The organism is Streptomyces sp. NPDC001903 (assembly GCF_042891345.1).
Taxonomy (GTDB): domain Bacteria; phylum Actinomycetota; class Actinomycetes; order Streptomycetales; family Streptomycetaceae; genus Streptomyces.
Map to the genome: position 1 here is coordinate 385889 of NZ_JBIASZ010000002.1, position 17551 is coordinate 403439.

At 72.1% G+C, this 17551-nt stretch carries 17 protein-coding genes; 8 read left to right on the forward strand and 9 right to left on the reverse strand.

What is annotated here, in order from left to right:
- Positions 1-150: 150 nt before the first annotated feature.
- Entirely contained in the window at positions 151-834 is a 684-nt protein-coding gene (locus ACFYZS_RS05375) for an N-acetylmuramoyl-L-alanine amidase (RefSeq protein ID WP_389007064.1), read from the forward strand.
- 49 nt (positions 835-883) lie between these two features.
- On the opposite strand, the gene ACFYZS_RS05380 is transcribed toward ACFYZS_RS05375, so the two are convergent.
- The 6 genes from ACFYZS_RS05380 to ACFYZS_RS05405 all read right to left on the reverse strand — a co-directional run bounded on the left by ACFYZS_RS05380 (position 884) and on the right by ACFYZS_RS05405 (position 7053).
- Positions 884-1318 carry a VOC family protein gene (locus ACFYZS_RS05380; RefSeq protein ID WP_389007066.1) on the reverse strand — a complete coding sequence of 145 codons (435 nt, stop codon included), beginning with the start codon at positions 1316-1318 and terminating at the stop codon, positions 884-886.
- Positions 1319-1359: 41 nt separating this feature from the next.
- The gene (locus tag ACFYZS_RS05385; protein ID WP_389007068.1) at positions 1360-2019 is read right to left on the reverse strand and encodes a GNAT family N-acetyltransferase; all 660 of its coding nucleotides are present in this window, start codon (positions 2017-2019) and stop codon (positions 1360-1362) included.
- A 115-nt stretch (positions 2020-2134) separates the two neighbouring features.
- Entirely contained in the window at positions 2135-3928 is a 1794-nt protein-coding gene (locus ACFYZS_RS05390) for a hypothetical protein (protein WP_389007069.1), read from the reverse strand.
- A 241-nt stretch (positions 3929-4169) separates the two neighbouring features.
- Positions 4170-5852 carry a hypothetical protein gene (locus ACFYZS_RS05395; protein ID WP_389007071.1) on the reverse strand — a complete coding sequence of 561 codons (1683 nt, stop codon included), beginning with the start codon at positions 5850-5852 and terminating at the stop codon, positions 4170-4172.
- A gap of 188 nt (positions 5853-6040) precedes the next feature.
- Positions 6041-6523 (reverse strand): hypothetical protein, encoded by a 483-nt coding sequence (locus ACFYZS_RS05400; protein WP_389007073.1) that lies wholly within the window; start codon positions 6521-6523, stop codon positions 6041-6043.
- Positions 6524-6558: 35 nt separating this feature from the next.
- Complete coding sequence (locus ACFYZS_RS05405) at positions 6559-7053, reverse strand: hypothetical protein (RefSeq protein ID WP_389007074.1); 495 nt, start codon at positions 7051-7053, stop codon at positions 6559-6561.
- Positions 7054-7444: 391 nt separating this feature from the next.
- Here ACFYZS_RS05405 and ACFYZS_RS05410 point away from each other — a divergent pair, with 391 nt between their 5' ends.
- The 7 genes from ACFYZS_RS05410 to ACFYZS_RS05440 all read left to right on the forward strand — a co-directional run bounded on the left by ACFYZS_RS05410 (position 7445) and on the right by ACFYZS_RS05440 (position 15631).
- On the forward strand, positions 7445-8560 hold the full coding sequence (locus ACFYZS_RS05410) for an LLM class flavin-dependent oxidoreductase (protein ID WP_389007076.1): 1116 nt from the start codon (positions 7445-7447) through the stop codon (positions 8558-8560).
- 5 nt (positions 8561-8565) lie between these two features.
- Positions 8566-9435, forward strand: a complete 870-nt coding sequence (locus tag ACFYZS_RS05415) for an ABC transporter permease (protein ID WP_389007546.1) — start codon at positions 8566-8568, stop codon at positions 9433-9435.
- 72 nt (positions 9436-9507) lie between these two features.
- Complete coding sequence (locus ACFYZS_RS05420) at positions 9508-10551, forward strand: ABC transporter substrate-binding protein (RefSeq protein ID WP_389007078.1); 1044 nt, start codon at positions 9508-9510, stop codon at positions 10549-10551.
- Entirely contained in the window at positions 10538-11326 is a 789-nt protein-coding gene (locus tag ACFYZS_RS05425; protein WP_389007080.1) for an ABC transporter ATP-binding protein, read from the forward strand. The genes ACFYZS_RS05420 and ACFYZS_RS05425 overlap by 14 nt, the downstream gene beginning before the upstream one ends.
- Positions 11327-11674: 348 nt before the next feature.
- On the forward strand, positions 11675-13564 hold the full coding sequence (locus tag ACFYZS_RS05430) for an ATP-binding cassette domain-containing protein (RefSeq protein ID WP_389007081.1): 1890 nt from the start codon (positions 11675-11677) through the stop codon (positions 13562-13564).
- A gap of 79 nt (positions 13565-13643) precedes the next feature.
- Positions 13644-14852 carry an NUDIX domain-containing protein gene (locus tag ACFYZS_RS05435; protein WP_389007083.1) on the forward strand — a complete coding sequence of 403 codons (1209 nt, stop codon included), beginning with the start codon at positions 13644-13646 and terminating at the stop codon, positions 14850-14852.
- Positions 14849-15631 (forward strand): PIG-L deacetylase family protein, encoded by a 783-nt coding sequence (locus ACFYZS_RS05440; RefSeq protein WP_389007085.1) that lies wholly within the window; start codon positions 14849-14851, stop codon positions 15629-15631. The genes ACFYZS_RS05435 and ACFYZS_RS05440 overlap by 4 nt, the downstream gene beginning before the upstream one ends.
- 78 nt (positions 15632-15709) lie before the next feature.
- Here ACFYZS_RS05440 and ACFYZS_RS05445 read toward each other — a convergent pair whose 3' ends face one another.
- The 3 genes from ACFYZS_RS05445 to ACFYZS_RS05455 all read right to left on the reverse strand — a co-directional run bounded on the left by ACFYZS_RS05445 (position 15710) and on the right by ACFYZS_RS05455 (position 17548).
- Positions 15710-16327, reverse strand: coding sequence for a hypothetical protein (locus ACFYZS_RS05445; protein ID WP_389007548.1), 618 nt, complete (start codon positions 16325-16327; stop codon positions 15710-15712).
- 23 nt (positions 16328-16350) lie between these two features.
- Complete coding sequence (locus ACFYZS_RS05450) at positions 16351-16809, reverse strand: hypothetical protein (protein ID WP_389007087.1); 459 nt, start codon at positions 16807-16809, stop codon at positions 16351-16353.
- Between the two features lie 301 nt (positions 16810-17110).
- Positions 17111-17548: a glutaredoxin domain-containing protein gene (locus ACFYZS_RS05455; protein WP_389007088.1), complete on the reverse strand. Its 438-nt coding sequence runs from the start codon at positions 17546-17548 to the stop codon at positions 17111-17113.
- Positions 17549-17551: the final 3 nt, after the last annotated feature.

The window sequence follows — 17551 nt, forward strand, 5'->3', positions numbered from 1 at the left end:
TCATTCCGACACCAAAGGTCGGCAAGTATTCCGGTGGAGAGCGTTCAGCCCAGCGAAGGATCCACCGATGCTCCGTTCCCGACGGGCGTTCACGTCCGAGCCTCGCGGCGGGACTTGCGGTCCCCGCCCCGTCCGTGCGGGGCAGCTCGCGTGACCCACCGCAAACCGAAGCCGCGACTGCTCTCCCGCCGCACCGCGATGGTCTGCACCAGCAGCGGACTCATCGCCACCGCTTTCGGCGTCGTCGGCTTCGGCAGGGACCCCGGGCCCGTCCGGACGTACGCGCGGGAGGAGGGCGAGTCGGCGCCACCTCCCGAAACGTCTCCCGCGCGCGGGCAGGCGTGGATGCCGGACGTCAACCGCAGGCCGCTGGAGGTGAACTTCACTCCGGGCGGGATCAGGGAGATGCGGGGGCTGGTCCTGCATGTGCAGGAGGGCGAGAACTCGCTCCACGATCGTTTCAGCGACCCGGCAGTGGAGTGTTCCTCGCACTTCTGGGTCTCGCAGGCCGGCGAGATCGAACAGTACGTCTCCGCGCACGACCGGGCCTGGGCCCAGGGCGCCGGGAACCCCTCGTGGCTCTCGGTGGAGACCTCCGGATTCGCGAGCCGGCCGCTCACCGCGCGGCAGGTGGACGCGGTCGCCCGGATCTACGCCTGGGGCATGGCGCAGCACGGCTGGCCCCTCGAGCCCGCCTCGACGCCGCTGGGCCTGGGGTTCGGCGTCCACAGCATGGGCGGCCGGGACTGGGGCGGCCACGCATGCCCCGGCCCCCTCCGCTCCGCCCAGACGGGGGCGATACTCGGCGCGGTCCGTACGAGGTACCCCCGGTAGAGCGGAGGTCCAGGGAGGTGGCTCCCCACCTCCCTGGCCCGCAGGTCATTCAGTCGACGCAGAACTCGTTGCCCTCGATGTCCAGCATCGGGATGCACGACTCGTTTTCCTCATCGGCGTACAGCGTTCGCACGTGGGTCGCACCGAGCGCGACCAGTCGTGCGCACTCGGCTTCGAGTGCGGCGAGGCGTTCGTCCCCCACGAGCCCGGTGCCGACCCGGACGTCGAGATGCACCCGGTTCTTGGCGGTCTTGCCTTCGGGGACGCGCTGGAAGTACAGGCGGGGGCCCACGCCTGAGGGATCACTGCAGGCGAACCATGAGCCCTGCTCCTCGGGAGGCAGGGTGCGGTTGTATGCGTCCCAGGTGGTGAAGCCTTCCGGTGGCGATGGTGCGACGTACCCCAGCACTTCACACCAGAAGCGAGCGACGCGCTCGGGATCCGCGCAGTCGAAGGTGACTTGAAATTTCTTGATCGCTGACACCGCCGCACCGTACCGCGCATCAGGGGGACCCTGCCTCTCATTTACGACCCGGGACCTCGCACGGCGCTTGTCAGCGGGGCCAGTTCGCGCCATCCCAGCGTCTCGTACAGGGCCCGTCCCTCCGGCGTCGCGCCCAGCACGCCTTTCGCGGCTCCCTGTTCCGCGGCCGCCGCGGTGAGGTTGCGCATCACCAGGCGTCCCAGGCCGCGGCGCTGATGGGCCGGGTCGGTCTCCACCTGGTCCACGACGGCAACGAGGCCGGTGACGGCGATCTGGCCGCGCGCGGCGAAAGCACCGTCGGCGGTGCGTACCAGGACGCGGGTCACGCCGGCACGGGTCCAGGTGTCGATCCGGTATCCGTCGGGTGTCCCGGTCAGGTCTCGGCCATGGGCGACGGGTAGCGGGGCGGACATCAGGTGGCCGGCTCCGCCGGCGAGGTGCCAGCCGGGGGCGAGCCAGGGCTCGAGTCTCTCCGGTGGGACGAATGCCTTCAACCAGATGCCGGGGGCGGTCGAATGCTCGGTGACCTTGCGGACGGTCGCTTCGTCCGCGGAGTGCAGGACGTGGCGCATGACGTGTCCGGGTGCGCCGACGTCGACGGTGAAGCCCCAGGCATGGGGCACGGGTTCGGCTGCGCCGCGCGAAACGGTCCAACCGTCCACCCATGCTCGTACGGCCTCGGCCGTGTGCGCGAAAGGCAACGTTCCTCCCCGATGAGGTAACAGATGAACTCCTAGGTTGATTATTACATCAGGGGGTCGTGGCGGATGTGCTCCCGGTATGGGTCCGGTCCCGGGAGCACTCCGTCGGGTCAGGTCACGGACAGCCGGTGCCCGTCCCGGGGTTGGTGCAGACGTCGGTGCCGGGGCCGCCGTTGTTGCTGTTCGTGCCGGTGCCGCCGTCGAGGGTGTCGTTGCCGACGTCACCGAAGAGGGAGTCGTCGCCGGGGCCGCCGGTCACGGTGTCGTCGCCCGGGGAGCCGTGGAGGGTGTCGTCGCCCGCCCCGCCCGCGATGCGGTCGTTGCCGGGGCCGCCGGTGATCGAGTCCGCCCCCGGGCCCGCGCATACGAGGTCGTCGCCCGCACCGCTGTTGATGGTGTCGTTGCCGCCGTGGGCGAGGATGACGTCACGTGCGGGCGTGCCGTTGATCTGGTCGTTGCCGGGGGTGCCGGTGATGGTGGGCTGTTCGCCGAAGCAGGTGACCGCGCCGACGGTGGTGGTCTCCGTCGCGGTGTCGTTGGCCGGGGTCGGGTCGGAGACCGCGCCGGCCACACCCGCCGTGTCGACGGCGAGGTCCTCGGTCGTGGTCGTCACGGTGATGGTCCGCGCGGCGCTCGCTCCGGCGGTGAGGGTGCCGATGCCGCAGGTGACGACGTTCGGGGTGGCGCCGGACGCGGTGCACCCGGGAGACGCCGAGACGAACTGCAGTCCGGCGGGGAGGGTGTCCTGGAGGACGACCCCCTCGGCCGTCTGCGGGCCGTTGTTCGTCGCGGTGAGCGTGTACGTGACGTTCTGGCCCTCCACGACGGGGTCGGAGCCCGTGTCGGACTTCGCGACGGCCAGGTCGGCGTCGGTCAGGTGGAGGTGCCCGATGAAGCTGGAGGTCTCGGCGAACCAGATGTCCTCGTCCGGGCCCTTGGTGATGCCCCAGGGACCGCGCTCCGAGGAGGGCAGGGGGAATTCGGCGATGACGCCGGACGTGCTGATCCGCCCGATCTTCCCGCTGTTGCGTTCGGTGAACCACAGGCTGTCGTCCGGCCCCGCGGTGATGTCCTGGGGCTGGGGCGAGGGTCCGCCGTTCGACGGTACGTCGTACTGGGTGATCACGCCGGAGGTGCTGATCCGGCCGATCCGGTTGCCGCCGAACACGGTGAACCAGAGGTTCCCGTCGGGGCCCGTGGTGATGTCGGTCGGGCCGCCTCCGCCGGGGACCGGGTACTCGGTGACGACGCCGGACGGGGTGATGCGGCCGATGAGGTTGGCGCCGATCTCGGTGAACCACAGGTTCCCGTCAGGGCCGGTGGTGATGTAGGACGGCTGGCCGGAGCCGGCGGGCAGGGGGTACTCGGTGAGGGCGCCGGCGGTGGTGATGCGGGCGATGCGGTGGCCGTTCTGCTCGGTGAACCACAGGGCCCCGTCCGGGCCCGCGGTGATGCCGGTGGGCTCGACGAACTGCTCGGGGAGGTGGTACTCGGTGACCGTGCCGCTCGTGTCGATCTTCCCGACGCGGGAGTCGAAGTGCTGCATGGTGAACCAGACGTTCCCGTCCGGGCCCGTGGTGATGTCGTGCGGGGTGCTGAACTCGCCGGGCAGGGGGTACTGGGCGATGAGGGTGCCCGTCGGGCTCATCCGGCCGATCTTGTTGCCGACCGCCTCGGTGAACCACAGGTTGCCGTCCGGGCCGGTGGTGATGCCGACCGGGGTGCTGGGGGTGGGTACGGGGTACTCGGCGATGCCGACGGCGGCCCGGGCCTGCGGCGCCCCGGCGGCCAGGGGGAGGACGGCGGCCACCAGAATGCCGGTGAGCAGCGCTGCCAGACCGGGCCGGCGGCGGGGTTTCGGCCGCCGGGGCGCCCCTGGCCCTGGCGCGTTGCGGGTGGTGGGAGACATGGCGAGCACCTTTCGGTCGCGTGGGAACGCGCCCGTCCTACCAAGGCCCGATCGTTTCTTCGGATGCGGTGGCACCCGCGGCGCGCCGGACCCCCATCCGCATTTCACCCGTTCGCAGCAGCCCCGGCCGCGGCGCGTGCGCGGCGTCGGCCGAGCAGGAGGCCGGCCGGCGCCGGGCCACGGCCGGGTCCTGTGGAGCCGGCCGTGCCCGCGCACCCTTTCCCGTCCGCGCCGTCGGCCGTCAACTGTCCGAGCGGAATGCCCCGTGGACGCGCAGGTCGCCGTTGATCGCGACCAAGTCGTCGCGGGTGTGCATGATCCAACCGACGTCCGCGTTACGGACCGACAGGTGCCCGTTGGCGTTCACCTTGCCGATGAACAGCGAGTCCCCCTGGACACGCAGGTCACCGTTGATCGATATCTTCCCGTCGTTCGTGTGCATGACCCAGGCCCCCGCATTGCGGACCGACAGGTGTCCGTTCGCGTTGACCCTTCCCTCGAACTCCGACTCGCCGTGGACGATCAGCCGCGGCGGCCCGTCCTGCGTCTCCAGCACGTTGTCGACGGTCAGCCCTCCCTGGAGGGTGAGGCGTTCCTTGACCCGGGCCCGATGGGTGGCCAGATCGTTCAGGTCGGCCTTGTCGGCCGCAACGGTTCCCCACTGGCGGTTTCCGGCGCCCTGGAACACGTTCAGCCCGGCGGCCGGGAACTCGATCCATCCGTCGGCGGCCGTGCGGCCCTGCACCCACTTGGTGTTGACGCCGTTCAGGTCCGCCTTGTCGGCGGCGACGGTCCCCCAGTCCTGCTTTCCGTCCTTGCGCACGTTCACCCCGGACTGCGGGAACTCGATCCACCCCTTGCCCGCGTCGCGGTCCCCCACCCACTGGGTGTTGGTGCCGTTCACGCTGATCTTGTCGGCCGTGACGGTACCCAGGTCGTCTCCCGTGCCGTGGCCGACCTTGATCCCGTCCGACGGGAACCGGATCCACCCCGCATCGCTGTCCCGGCCCCGTACCCGCGTCGCGGTCACCGTCTCCACGTCGGCCGTGGCCGCCGCCATGGTGCCCGGCGCCCGGGCCTCGTCCTGCAACTGCGCGCCCCGCGCGGTGAAGGTGATCCGGCCCCTGTTCCCCGTGCCCTCGACCCAGGGGGTGTGCACCCCGGTCGTCGCCGTCACGCTCTCGAACTCGGGGCTGCGCAGGTGGACGGTGGTCGTGAGGAAGGAGCCCGGCTGCTGCGAACCCGGGGAGGTGGCCATCAGGGTGTACGTGGCATCCCGCTTCGGCTCCCGGCCCGCCTTCGGCGACCACTCCCAGCCGGAGGAACCCTTCCTCGACGTGACGGTCTCCGGCGGCCCGTCCGGACCCTGGATCCGGTACGTGAGCGTGTCGGGACCGTCCCACCGCAGGACCACGTCGCTGCCCGCGGCAACGAGGGAGTCCTTGGGGCGGAAGTTGCGCGGGGCCTTGGACACCTGTTTCAGCAGCCCCAGGGTCACGGGGTTGCTCTGTACCCTGGCGCCGTTCGCCGCCCTCTCCGTCACGTGCAGCAGCACCAGTCCCGGCGTGCCGGAGACCGGGAACCCGTCGAGTACGAGAACCATGGAGCCGGCCTTCTGGAACAGCGTGTTGGGGCGGCCGGTCACGGTGAGGACGCCCGTGTCGCCGTCCCAGACGACCAGCGGGTCTTCCCCTTGCTTCGTCGCGGTGTTCTGTTCGACCCGTGCGTTGATCGCCTTCGGATGGAGCGTCAGGTCACCCTCCGCCGGACCGGCGGGGACTCGTACCTCGATCGAGTACCAGATCACCTCGTCCATGGTCGGATTGGAGACGACGATGTGGACCGCTCCCTGCGATTCGTCGCCTGCCTCCGGAACCTGGAGCGGAGCCGGGTTGGTGAGGATTTCGTAGTTCAGAGAAGCCATCGCTGAAGACCCCCTGCCTCTGCTGTGCGGACGCTCGCCCCCCACGGACGCAGCCCTTTCAGCAAAGCGCCAACCGGACAAGCGGCGTACCCGAACCGGCCCAACCGGCGCGAATCAGACCCACACTGACCGAATCGGGGATCCCTCGCCTTTCCGACCCGGGGAAGCTGCCCGGTGTCAGCCGCTGTTCATCCCCGCGGCCGGCGGATGAGGTGGGCGCGGCGGGCGCGACGGGCGGCGGCGAGGTCGAGCACGTCGTCGCCGGCGATCCGGGGCGGGTTGTCGAGACGGACGGCGTGGCTGCGCAGTATCGAGACCAGGTGCCGGCCGGCCGACGGGGTTTGGGCGGGGATGCCCCGGTCGAGGGCGGCGTCGAGCATGCCGGCCAGCTCCTGGGTGTGGTGGGCGAGGGCGGCGGCCGCGAGCCGCGCCGCCTCGGCGCGGCGGTGGCGGCGGGTGAGCTGCCGGGTGAGGGTGGCGAGCGTTTCCCCGGGCAGGGCGGCGAGGGGCCGCCCGGCGTCGAGCTCGTCGGCGAGTCGGCGCAGCATCGCGGCGGCGGTGGCGCGCGGGAGGTTCGAACGGACGTCGGCCGGGCCCCGGTTCGGAAGAGTGACGATCAGGCGGTGGGTTTCGAGGGAGGCGACGGTGACGTCGTCGGGTGTGCGGTTCACGGGGGCGGGGCTCCTGGACGGGGTCGAGGCACTGCTCACGCGCGGGTGAGGGCGTACTGGTAGGCAACGCCCTCGTACATGATGGCGCCGGTCAGGTCGGTGACCCGGGGCGTGCCTCCGGTACATCCCGCCGTCGCGAGCGTCGGGCCCCACGGGGTCTCGAACAGGAGCCGGATCCTTCCGGACCGGTCCTCCACCAGACCGGGGGTGGAGGTCACGGCGGCCTCCGAGAGGGCGGGGTGGGTGAACTCCGTGCGGACGAGCCGGTCGGGGACCACCCCTGCGTAGGACTGCGGAGTGACGGTCATGGCGATGGGTGAGGCGCCCTGGGCCACGGTCAGCGTGCCGGCGAAGGCGGTGTCGGCAGTGCCTGCCGCGGTGGCCAGGTAGTCCGTGAGCAAGCCGCCACAGGTGTCGGAGGCGTCCACGCCCCCGGTCTTGTCGCCGACGGCGTGCGCGGAGGGAGCTGCGAGCAGGGCGGCCGCGGCCGTCAGGGCGATGAAGGCGAGACCGCGCATGGTGTGGTTCATGTTCCGCCAACGATCGAGTGGCGTGATCGTTTCGGTCCATGCAGGTGGACGCGGAAGGCCGGCCCCCGCGGCTCCCGACATACGGGACGGTTTGGTCCAGCATTCGGACTCCGCTTGCACGGGCGCGAGCCGCGCCGACAGGATACGGCCATGGCCCCCGTACTCGTATCGCGTCGTCACGTGGATCTGCTGCGTGTTTCGACCATGCTGTGTCGGGCCGACTTCCCCCGTGCGCACGGCTGTTGAGCCGCTGATCCGCCGCTCCTGACATCGCACGGACGACCGCGCGCCTCTCGCGCGCCCCATTCCGCCTGCCCTCCTGCTCGTGCGCACGTGTCACCCCTCATCGGCGATGACACGTGTCACGTCGCTGTTTCGACGAGGTCCCCTCATGCCGGAAAGCCCTCTCCTGCTCCACTGGTTCCTGCCCACCGGCGGGGACGGCCGCGATCCCGGAGGCGTCACCGCCGTCCAGGGCCGCACCGGAGCCGCCACCCGGCGGCCCGCGGACATCCCCTACCTGACCCAGGTGGCCCGGGCTGCCGAACAGGCCGGATTCCACTCGCTGCTGACCCCGGTGGGGCTCGGCTGCGTGGACCCCTGGATCCTCACCGCCGCGCTCGCGCAGCACACCACCCGCATCGGCTTCCTGGTGGCGTTCCGCGCCGGTTTCGCCAGTCCGACCCTGATCGCCCAACAGGCCGACGCCTTCCGCAGGTTCGCGGGGGGACGGATCGCGCTGAACGTGGTCACGGGGGGCGATCCCGCCGAACAGCGCGCCTACGGCGACCATGTGGAGCACGATGCCCGCTACGCCCGTACCGAGGAGGTGATGACGGTCCTGCGGGCCCTGCTGGACGGCAAGACCGTGGACCACGACGGGGCCCACCTGCGGATCGAGGGCGCCCGGCTCACCGGTCCCCAACTCCGCCACCCCGTACCGCTGTACTTCGGCGGGGCCTCGCCCGCCGCCGAGGAGGTCGCCGCGCGGCAGGCCGACGTACAACTGCTGTGGGGCGAGCCGCCTGCCGCCATCGCCGCGCGCGTCGACCGGCTGAGGGAGCGGGCCCGGGCGGCCGGCCGCACCGTGCGGTTCGGACTGCGGGTGCACGTGATCAGCCGGGACACCGCCGCCGAGGCCTGGTCGGAGGCGGACCGGATCCTGGGCGGGATCGACCCGGAGGCCGTGCGGGCGAGTCAGGAGCGGTTCGCCGCCATGGACTCCACCGGGCAGGCGCGGATGACGGCACTGCACGGCGGGGTCGTGGACGCCGCCCGTCTCACGGTCGCCCCGAACCTGTGGGCGGGCATCGGTCTGGTCCGTGAGGGCGCCGGGACCGCGCTGGTCGGCTCGCACGACGAGGTGGCGGCCCGACTCGCCGAGTACCGGGCCCTGGGCATCGACGAGTTCGTGCTCTCCGGCTACCCGCACCTCGAGGAGGCGTACCGGGTCGGCGAGGAAGTGGCCCCGCGGCTGCGCGCCCTGACCGGGACGGCCGCCGCATGACCGCTCTGACGACGGCCGCCGGGACGGAGCGCCGCCCGCTGCACGGCCGGGATCCGGCCGGGGCCGCGCCCCCGCGGCGGAGCCGCCTCCGCGAGGCCTTCCGCTGGGGCGTGCTGCGGACCGCGGCCCTCGCGGTCCTCCTCGCGGCCTGGCAGGCAGTGGTGTCCGCCGAGGTGTGGCCACGGGTCCTGGTGCCCTCTCCCGGCGACGTGTGGCGGCAGTTCGTCCTCGCCTCCACCGTGCACGACGGGGTGCGCGGCTACGGCGGCCATCTGCTGGTCGAACACCTCGGGGTGAGCCTCGGCCGGATCGCCACCGGCTCCGCGTACGCCGTGCTGGCCGGGGTGCCGCTGGGCCTGCTGATCGGTACGGTCCGACCGCTGGCCGTCGTACTGGAACCGGCGGTGACGTTCCTGCGGACCCTGCCGCCGCTCGCGTACCTCTCGCTGCTCGTCATCTGGTTCGGCATCGACGAGGCCCCGAAGATCTGGCTGCTGGTGATCGCCGCGCTGCCGCCGATCGCGGCGGCCACCGCGGCGGCCGTCCGGACGGTGCCCGGCCAACTCGTGGAAGCCGCGCGCGCCTTGGGGTCGGGGTCGACGGCGCTGCTGCTGTCCGTGCGGCTGCCGTCCGCCCTGCCCGAGATCCTCACCGGCATCCGTATCGCCGTCGGTGTCGCGTACACCTCGGTCGTCGCGGCGGAGACCATCAACGGCGTGCCCGGCATCGGCGGCATGATCCGCGACGCGCAGCGCTACAACCAGACCGCCCTGGTGATCGCGGGCATCCTCGCCATCGGGCTGTCCGGGATCGTGCTGGACGCACTCCTCCGGCTCGTCGAGCGGCTCGCCGTGCCGTGGCGCGGCCGCTCCTGATCCCCCCTCGCCTTCGCTCCGCCCCGTTCTGCCCCTCCCTTTCGTCGTCCGACTTCAGACCGGAGACCATCCATGCCCAAAACCCTGTCCCGCCGCACCCTCCTGCTCGCCGCGGCCGTCACCCTGACGGCCTCCGCCACCACCGCGTGCGGGGGTGGCGCGGACGCGGCCGGCGACTCCGCCGGGCGGACCACCGTACGGATCGCCTACCAGGCGATACCCAACGCCGACCTGGTGGTGAAGAACCAGCGGCTGCTGGAGAAGGCCCTCCCCGAAGTCGACGTGAAGTGGGTGAAGTTCGAGTCCGGGGGCGACGTCAACACGGCCGTCATCGCCGGGGCGGTGGACCTCGGCCTGGCCGGGTCGAGCCCGGTCACCAAGGGCCTGTCCGCGCCGCTGAACATCCCGTACAAGGTGGTGTGGATCCACGACCTGATCGGGGACAACGAGGCACTCGTCGCCAAGCCCGGGATCGGTTCGGTGAAGGAGCTGGCGGGCAAGAAGGTCGCCACCCCCTTCGGATCGACCGCCCACTACTCGCTGCTCGCCGCGCTGGCCGGCGCCGGTGTCGAGCCCTCGGCCGTACAGACCATCGATCTCCAGCCTCAGGACGCGCTCGCCGCGTGGAAGCGCGGGGACATCGACGCCGCGTACGTGTGGACGCCGACCCTGGGCGAACTGACCAAGGACGGCAAGGTGCTCGTCACCAGCCGTGAACTGGCCGGGCAGGGCAAGCCCACGGCTGATCTGGGTGTGGTCACGAACACCTTCGCGGCCAAGCACCCGGAGGTGGTCACCGCCTGGCTCAAGGCACAGGACCAAGCCGTCGCGCAGGCGCGCACCGCACCGGAGCAGGCCGCGAAGTCCATCGGCGCGGAGCTCGGACTGCCGGCGGACGAAGCGAAGCGGCAGCTGTCGGAACTGGTGCTGCTGAGCGCGAAGGAGCAGACCGGTCCCGAGTACCTGGGCACGCCGGGCGCTCCTGGAAAGCTGGCGGCGAACCTGCACGACGCCGCCGTGTTCCTGAAGGGGCAGAAGGCGGTCGACGCGGTGCCGGACGAGGCGGTGTTCGGGCGGGCGCTCGCGGTGGAGGAGCTCGGCCGTGCCGCGAACTGACGCTCCCGCCACGGAAGTCGCGGTCGTCGACCTGGCGGGGGTGTCGGTCAGGTACGGCTCGGCCAAGCAGCCGGTCGTGGCGCTCGAAGGCGTGGACCTGAGGATCCACGCGGGCGAGTTCGTCGTCCTGGTCGGGCCGTCCGGCTGCGGCAAGACGAGCCTGCTGCGCGTGGTGGCGGGCTTCGAACGGCCCGCCACGGGCCGCGCCCTCGTCCGGGGCGCGCTCCCGCGGCCGGGCGCGGGGGCCGGGGTGGTGTTCCAGCAGCCGCGCTTGTTCCCGTGGCGCACGGTCGGCGGCAACCTCGGCTTCGCGCTGGCCCGGCTCGGCGTGCCCCGCACCGAGCGGGGCGGCCGGATCGCGGAGCTCCTGGACCGGGTGGGATTGCCCGGCATGGCGGGCCGGCGGACGTGGGAGCTGTCGGGCGGCCAGCAACAGCGGGTGGCGCTCGCCCGGGCTCTGGCGGCGGAACCCGAACTGCTGCTCATGGACGAGCCGTTCGCCGCGCTCGACGCGCTGACCCGGGAACGGCTCCAGGAGGAGGTACGGACCTTGGCCGGGCGGCTCGGTACGACGGTGCTGTTCGTGACCCACTCGGCGGAGGAGGCGGTGCTGCTGGGCTCCCGGGTGCTGGTCATGGCGGCGGGGCCGGGCCGGGTGATGGCGGAGCTGCCGGTAGGCCTGGCCCGAGAGCCGGACACGGACGTCTCCGCGCTGCGGGCCTCGCCCGAGTTCGCTCGGCTGCGCGGCCGCCTGGCGGAGATCATGCGCGGCTGAGGGCCGCCCCGTGGCGCGGCGAAGGCATCCACCCCGTGGGCGCGGTGGGTGCCTTCGCCGTTCCCCGACACCGCCGTTGCGCCACGTGATCGGACAAGGGGCCGGGCCCCCGGCGCGTGGCTCCCCCGGTGTCGCGCACATCCGCCGCCACCCGGGAGGACATCGGCGTTTCGGCCAACACAGCCGAGCACCACGGGCGTTGCGCCGGGAGGGTCGATGCATACCGCACGCTCCGGCACCCGCCGAATCCCGGGGTTCGACGTCCGGCCGAAACACATGTGTTCGATATGCCGACTCGGTCGTTGAGCCTCACGACCACGCCGGACGACCGTCCAGGGGGACCCCACGTTGACCTCGGCCGCCACGAACCAGCAGCAGCACACCGCGCCGCCTCCGCCCCCTCCGGCGGAGATCACCTACAGCGGGCAGTACTCCGTCAATCCGCTCGCCGAGGTCTCCTTCCGGCGGATGTGCGGGCAGATCCCGGCCGTCCTGGGCCGGATCGCCCGACTGTCCTGGCGGACCGACCGGCCGGCGGTGCAGCTTCTGCTCGGCTGCCAGGTGGTCACGGGCGTGTCGGCCGCCGTACTGCTGGCCGCCACCGCCCGGGCCATGACACCTCTTCTCCGGGACGGCACCGCCGGCGACCGGCTCCGCGGCGCCCTGCCGGCACTGCTGGTCGTGGCGCTCGCTGCCGCGCTGACGCGCCTGGCGGGGGCGGCGGCCACGTACGCCGAGCGGAGGATCACCCCGCGGCTGACCACGGAGACGGACTCTTCGCTGGTCGAGGCGGTGTGCCGGGTGGAGGCGGCCGCGTACGCGGAGGACGGGTTCTCGGACCGGCACGAGGCGGCCGAGATGGGGGTGATCAGGACCCACGTGATGGTCACCGACGCACAGCGGTTCCTGTCCGCGCTGATCCGCATGGTCACCGCCTGCGGCGTGTTGTCGGTGTTGAACCCGCTGATGCTGCCGCTGCTCCTGCTCGCCGTACTGCCGGCCGGCGTCGGCGCCTTGCTGACGGCCCGGGTCGACTACGAGATCCACTACGCCAACGTCGCCGACCGCAACGTGCGCGGCATGATGCGCTGGTGGGCGACCACGTCGAAGTACGGCGACGAGGTCCGTGCCAACTCGATGACCGACTACCTCGTCTACTGGTACCGGGCTCTGTCCGACCGGTGCGACCGGCGCACCTTGGCCGCCGCGCCGCGGACCCTGCGGATCGCCGTGCTGTCGGCGCTGGCCGGGGGCGTCTTCCTGGTGGCGACGTGGGGAGCGCTGGCGTGGCTGGCGGTGTCCGGCCGGATCGAGCTCGCGGTCGCCGCGACCGCCGTCATCGCCGTGCAGAGCACGCTCGCCGCGCTCTCCCAGGTCGTCGTCAACGGGGCCGCGGTCTTCCACACCAGCCTGTACCTGAGCGACATGCAGTCGTTCCTCGACGAGGCCGCCGCCCGCACCCCGCAGCGCGGCTCACGGGCCCACGCCGGGCCCATCGAGGAGATCCGGCTCGAAGAGGTCGTCTACCAGTACCCGGGCAAGGAGAAGCCTGCGGTGGACGGTGTCTCCCTCGCCCTGCGGCGTGGGCAGATCCTCGCGATCGTCGGGGCGAACGGTTCGGGGAAGTCCACGCTCACCCGGTTGCTGACCGGGATCTACCTGCCGGACAAGGGAAAGGTCACGTGGAACGGTGCCGACCTCTCCGAGGTGGACCCCGCCACGGTGTGGGCCGACACGGGTCTGGTGCCGCAGATCTTCGCCCAGTGGCCGCTGCGCGTCCGCGAGAACGTCACCCTCGGCCAGCCACGAACCCACGACGACGTCCCGGTGTGGGAGGCCGTCGACGCGGTCGGGCTGCGCGAGGCCGTTGACGACCTCCCCGCGGGTCTGGACACCCTCCTGTCCCGCGACGTCTTCGGCGGCTCGGAGCTTTCCGGAGGCCAGTGGCAGCGCGTCGCGTGCTCAAGGGCGCTGTACCGGCGCCCCGGTCTGCTGATCCTGGACGAGCCCACCTCCCAGATGGACCCGCGCGGGGAGCACCAGATCTTCGAGCGGATCAAAGCCATCGCAGGCGACCGCATCACCATCGTGGTCACCCACCGCCTGGAGAACACCAAGATCGCCGACCACATCGTCGTGATGGAGCACGGCCGGATCACCGAACAGGGTCCGTACGAGGACCTCGTCCATGCCGGCGGAACCTTCGCCGAGCTCTTGGAGCTCTCCCAGGACCGCTGACCGCCCCCGCCCCGGTCCGCTGCCACGCCCTGCGCCCCTGACCACCCACCCTCTGCCGATGGAGCACACCGTGCCGGACATGGAGTCACACAACCTGGGCGTCTGGACCGCCTACGGCGCCCACCAGATCGCCCGACGGATCGAGCTGCCCGAACTGGACCGCTGGGACTGGGACATCCCGGAGGCGGGCCCGGGTACCGAGGCGTTCGGCGAGGTGGAGGGGTTGCGCGTACTCGACCTCGGCAGTGGGCCCGGCCGGCACGCCGCCCGCATGGCCGCCCTCGGCGCGAAGGTCACCGCCGTGGACTCCTCCGCCACCCAGCACCGGCGAGCCGCCGCCCGTTACCCGGACACCCCGGGGCTGCGCCTGGTGTGCGCAGACGCCGTGGCCCACCTGCACGCCGCCGATCCGTACGACCTGGTCTACTCGGTCGGCGGCGTGCCCTTCACGGACCCGCGCCGGCTCCTTCCCGCGCTGGCCAACGGCATCCGGCCGGGCGGGCGCCTGCTCTTCTCCGCGCTGCACACCAACTCCCGCGGCGTCGGCCCCGCCACCGAAGTGAAGGCACGGCCCGAGGTCCTGAGACTGCCGGGCACCACCGAGGAGCACCCCGTGCACATGTGGGTGCTCACGCCGACGCTGTGGGAGGACCTCCTCGGTGAGCACGGCTTCGTCCTGGAGTCCGTCACCGTGATCGACTCCCCGCGGCCGGACAACCACGTCTCCTACCGGCTGTACGCGGCCCGCCGCCCCGAGCGTGTGCCGAGCCGCCCCCGCACCAGCGCGCCGCCTCCGCCGAACTGCGCGCTCGGGGTCGGCGTGATCGTCCACGGCCCCGAGGGTGTCCTGCTCGGGCAGCACCGCCTCGGCACCTGGGAGATCCCCGGCGGAACCGTGGAGCCCGGCGAGACCTTCGCCGAGGCCGCGGTCCGTGAACTCCGCGAGGAGGCCGGCCTGGTGGCCGGGCCCGGCGACGCGCTGGAGCTGGGGACGCTCCTGGACCGCGTGGGCGACGTCGTACGGGTGACCGTGCCCGTCCTGGTCACCCGCTGGTCAGGCGTCCCGCAGCGGCGTGAGGAAGCCATCGGCGCCTGGCGGTTCTGGCCCCGCGGCGCGCTGCCCCAGCCGCTGTTCGTACCGAGCGCCCAGTGCCTGAGCGTGTGGGACCGGGAACTCCCCCTCGACCATCCGCACGCCGTCTTCCGGCCCTACGGCCCCGGGTCTCACCAGCCCGACGGCCCCCACCCCCGCACCCCCGCGTCGGGAAGGAAGACCCCCCGCCCATGACTCCACCGCCCCTGCCGGCCCGGCCGTCCCTCCTGGGAGTGTTCGGCCACCCGGACGACGAATCCCTTCTGGCCGGTGGTGTGCTCGCGCGGCACGCCGCCTCCGGTGCCGGCACCGCCGTCGTCACCGCGACCTGGGCCCCTGACAGCCACCGGGCCGCCGAGCTCGCCGATGCCCTCAAGGTCCTGGGCGCCGGGGAGCCGTTGCTGCTCGGCTACGCCGATGCCCGCATCCCCGAGTCCGCCCCGGGCCGCCCGCGGCTGTGCGACGCACCCGTCGAGGAGGTGGTGGAGGTGCTCGTCGGACACATCCGGGCGCTGCGCCCGCAGGTCCTGGTGACCCATGACGCCTACGGCCAGCTGACCGGGCATCCCGATCACGTACGCACTCACCAGGCGGCCGTCCTCGCGTTCCACGCCGCGGGCCTGGAGCACCGCTACCCGGACGCGGGCGCCCCGTGGAGGCCTGCCGCGCTCTACGCGGCGACGCACCCGGACTCGGGGGTGGGCGAACTGGGACCGTTGCTGACTCGGGTCGGGAAGAAGGTCCTGTCCGTCCCGGACGCGCACGTCACGGTGACGGTCGACGTGAGCAGTCATCTCGAGCAGAAGTGGGCAGCGATCCTCGCCCACCGCAGCGAAGCCGCCAAGGAGCGGCCCCTGCCCGGCATCCTGGCCCGCCTGCCGGCAGCAGTACGGGAGTCGATCATCAGGACGGAGCACTACACCCGCCTCGACTTCCCGCCCCAACCGAGCCAATCCGGCGACCTGACCATCTGACCATCTCACCACAGCAGGCATCGCGGCCGGCCCGCCCGTCAGCTTCATCACGTCCGCGCGGCTGCGGCCGCCGTGGCATCAGCCGTGGCCGGCCGGCAGCGGGGCGGATATGGCCAGGTCCTCGTCGAGCTTCTCCACCAGAGCTGCGGAGACGGTAGGAAACCAGTGCCCGGCCCAGCGGCCGACGGCGCCCAGGAAGGCGACGAGTTCCTCCTGAACGGAGCCCAGGAGTTCGGGCAGCCGGGCGCGGGGAATGTCGATCGGAGGCCCGTCCTGGCGGTCCGTATCGGGCCACAGCCTGATGACCGCCCCGGCGTGCTCGACGCGCGGCATCGGATCGTGCCCGAGCCAGGGGTACTCCCCGTCGGCCAGGGCGCCCCAGTCCCGCCAGTTCTCCAGGCCGAAGCAGCATCCCGGCAGCGCCGTGACCCCGGTGACGGTGTCCCGGATCCTCAGGCCACCGGGAGCGACGACGGACTCGGCCGTCACCAGGCGCCGCACGTGCTCCAGGCTCGCCTCGGAGGCGCGAGCTCCACGCCGACTGCTCCCGTTGTACTCCGTCAGGATCGCCATGGCCGTGCCGACCTCTTGCGACGACAACTGCCCTGACAAGGGGACAAGGCGGTCGGCGGTCGGTTCGGCGATGGGCCACAGGGTGAAATCCGCGGCCTTGTAGGTCTCCAGTACGGCATCCATGATCAGCACTCGCCCAGTGTCCCCTAGCGGCTCGGGTAGTAGGCCGGGAAGCACACGGCGCCGTCCGCGCCGCAGATCTCGCTCTCCGGGATCTGGCGCGAGTGCTTCTCGTAGGAGATCAGGCCCACCTTGCGCCCCGAAGCAAAGGTCAGGACGGCGTCGTGGATCGGGCCCGCCGCCTCCGGCTTTGCCCCCTTGTAGGCGTACGGGCCGTGCTCGCCCTCGACGATGGCGAGGAAGACGAACAGGTCCGGCTGCTCCCCGGGCTTCTGCTGGTACGGCTCGCCCCTCGTCACCTTCAGGACGCCCTCGCGCGGCCGACTGTCCGCAAGCGACCCGCACTCGATGCCGGCCTGCCCCTCGCGAACGATCGCGGAGCAGTACGTACGGTCGTCCTTCATCCACAGGAGCTCACCGGCGCCGGGCCCGTCCCTGCGGATCACCGCTACGAAGTCGTCGGGCGGCATCTCCTGGGACGGCATCGATTTCATGCTCTTGCGGACCGATGCCAGCATCGGTCCGTCGGCAACCGTGGGCCGCGCCGCCCCGACCGGGACGGCGGGCCCCGATGAGGATGTCGGCGCGGGCTGCGAGGACGACACCGCGGTGGGTGAGGTCTGTGCCTGCTGCGGCGGCGTCGAGTCCGACGGCGCGGCCGTCGTGCACGACGTCACGGCCAGCAGGGCCAGTCCGTACCCTGCTCCGCGCGCGACGAATCTGCTCCCGTGCCCGCCCAGCCCCAACTGCCCCGCCCCCGTGGTCGAATCCCCGCACCCCACTCGGTCATGCGGATGGGGGGAGCTGTTCGCGTACCCAGCCGGCATCGGGGTTGGTGTGCGGCCGGCCTGCCACGACGACGGTGGGCACGGTCTCGTTGCCGTCGTTGGCCGCCCTCACCGCCGCGGCTCCTGCCGGGTCGCGCCAGATGTCGACCCAGTACAGCCGGCGTGCGCCGGTGCCCAGCCGCAGGCGCAGTCGTACGCAGTACGTGCAGCCCGGCCGCCAGAAGACGACCGGTCGGCCGTCGACCGCACTGCGGCGTAGCGCCTCTCGCGCGCCGATCGACCTCGGGAAGATCAGGGGTGAGTTCACGCCGGCGAGCGCCAGGAACGTCAGCAGGAGTGCCGCGGCCGCGCCGGGTCTCTCCTCGAGGAAGAGCCCGGTCGCGACGGCTGAGCCGCAGAGCACACACAGCACCGGCAGGATCCACACGCGCATCATGAC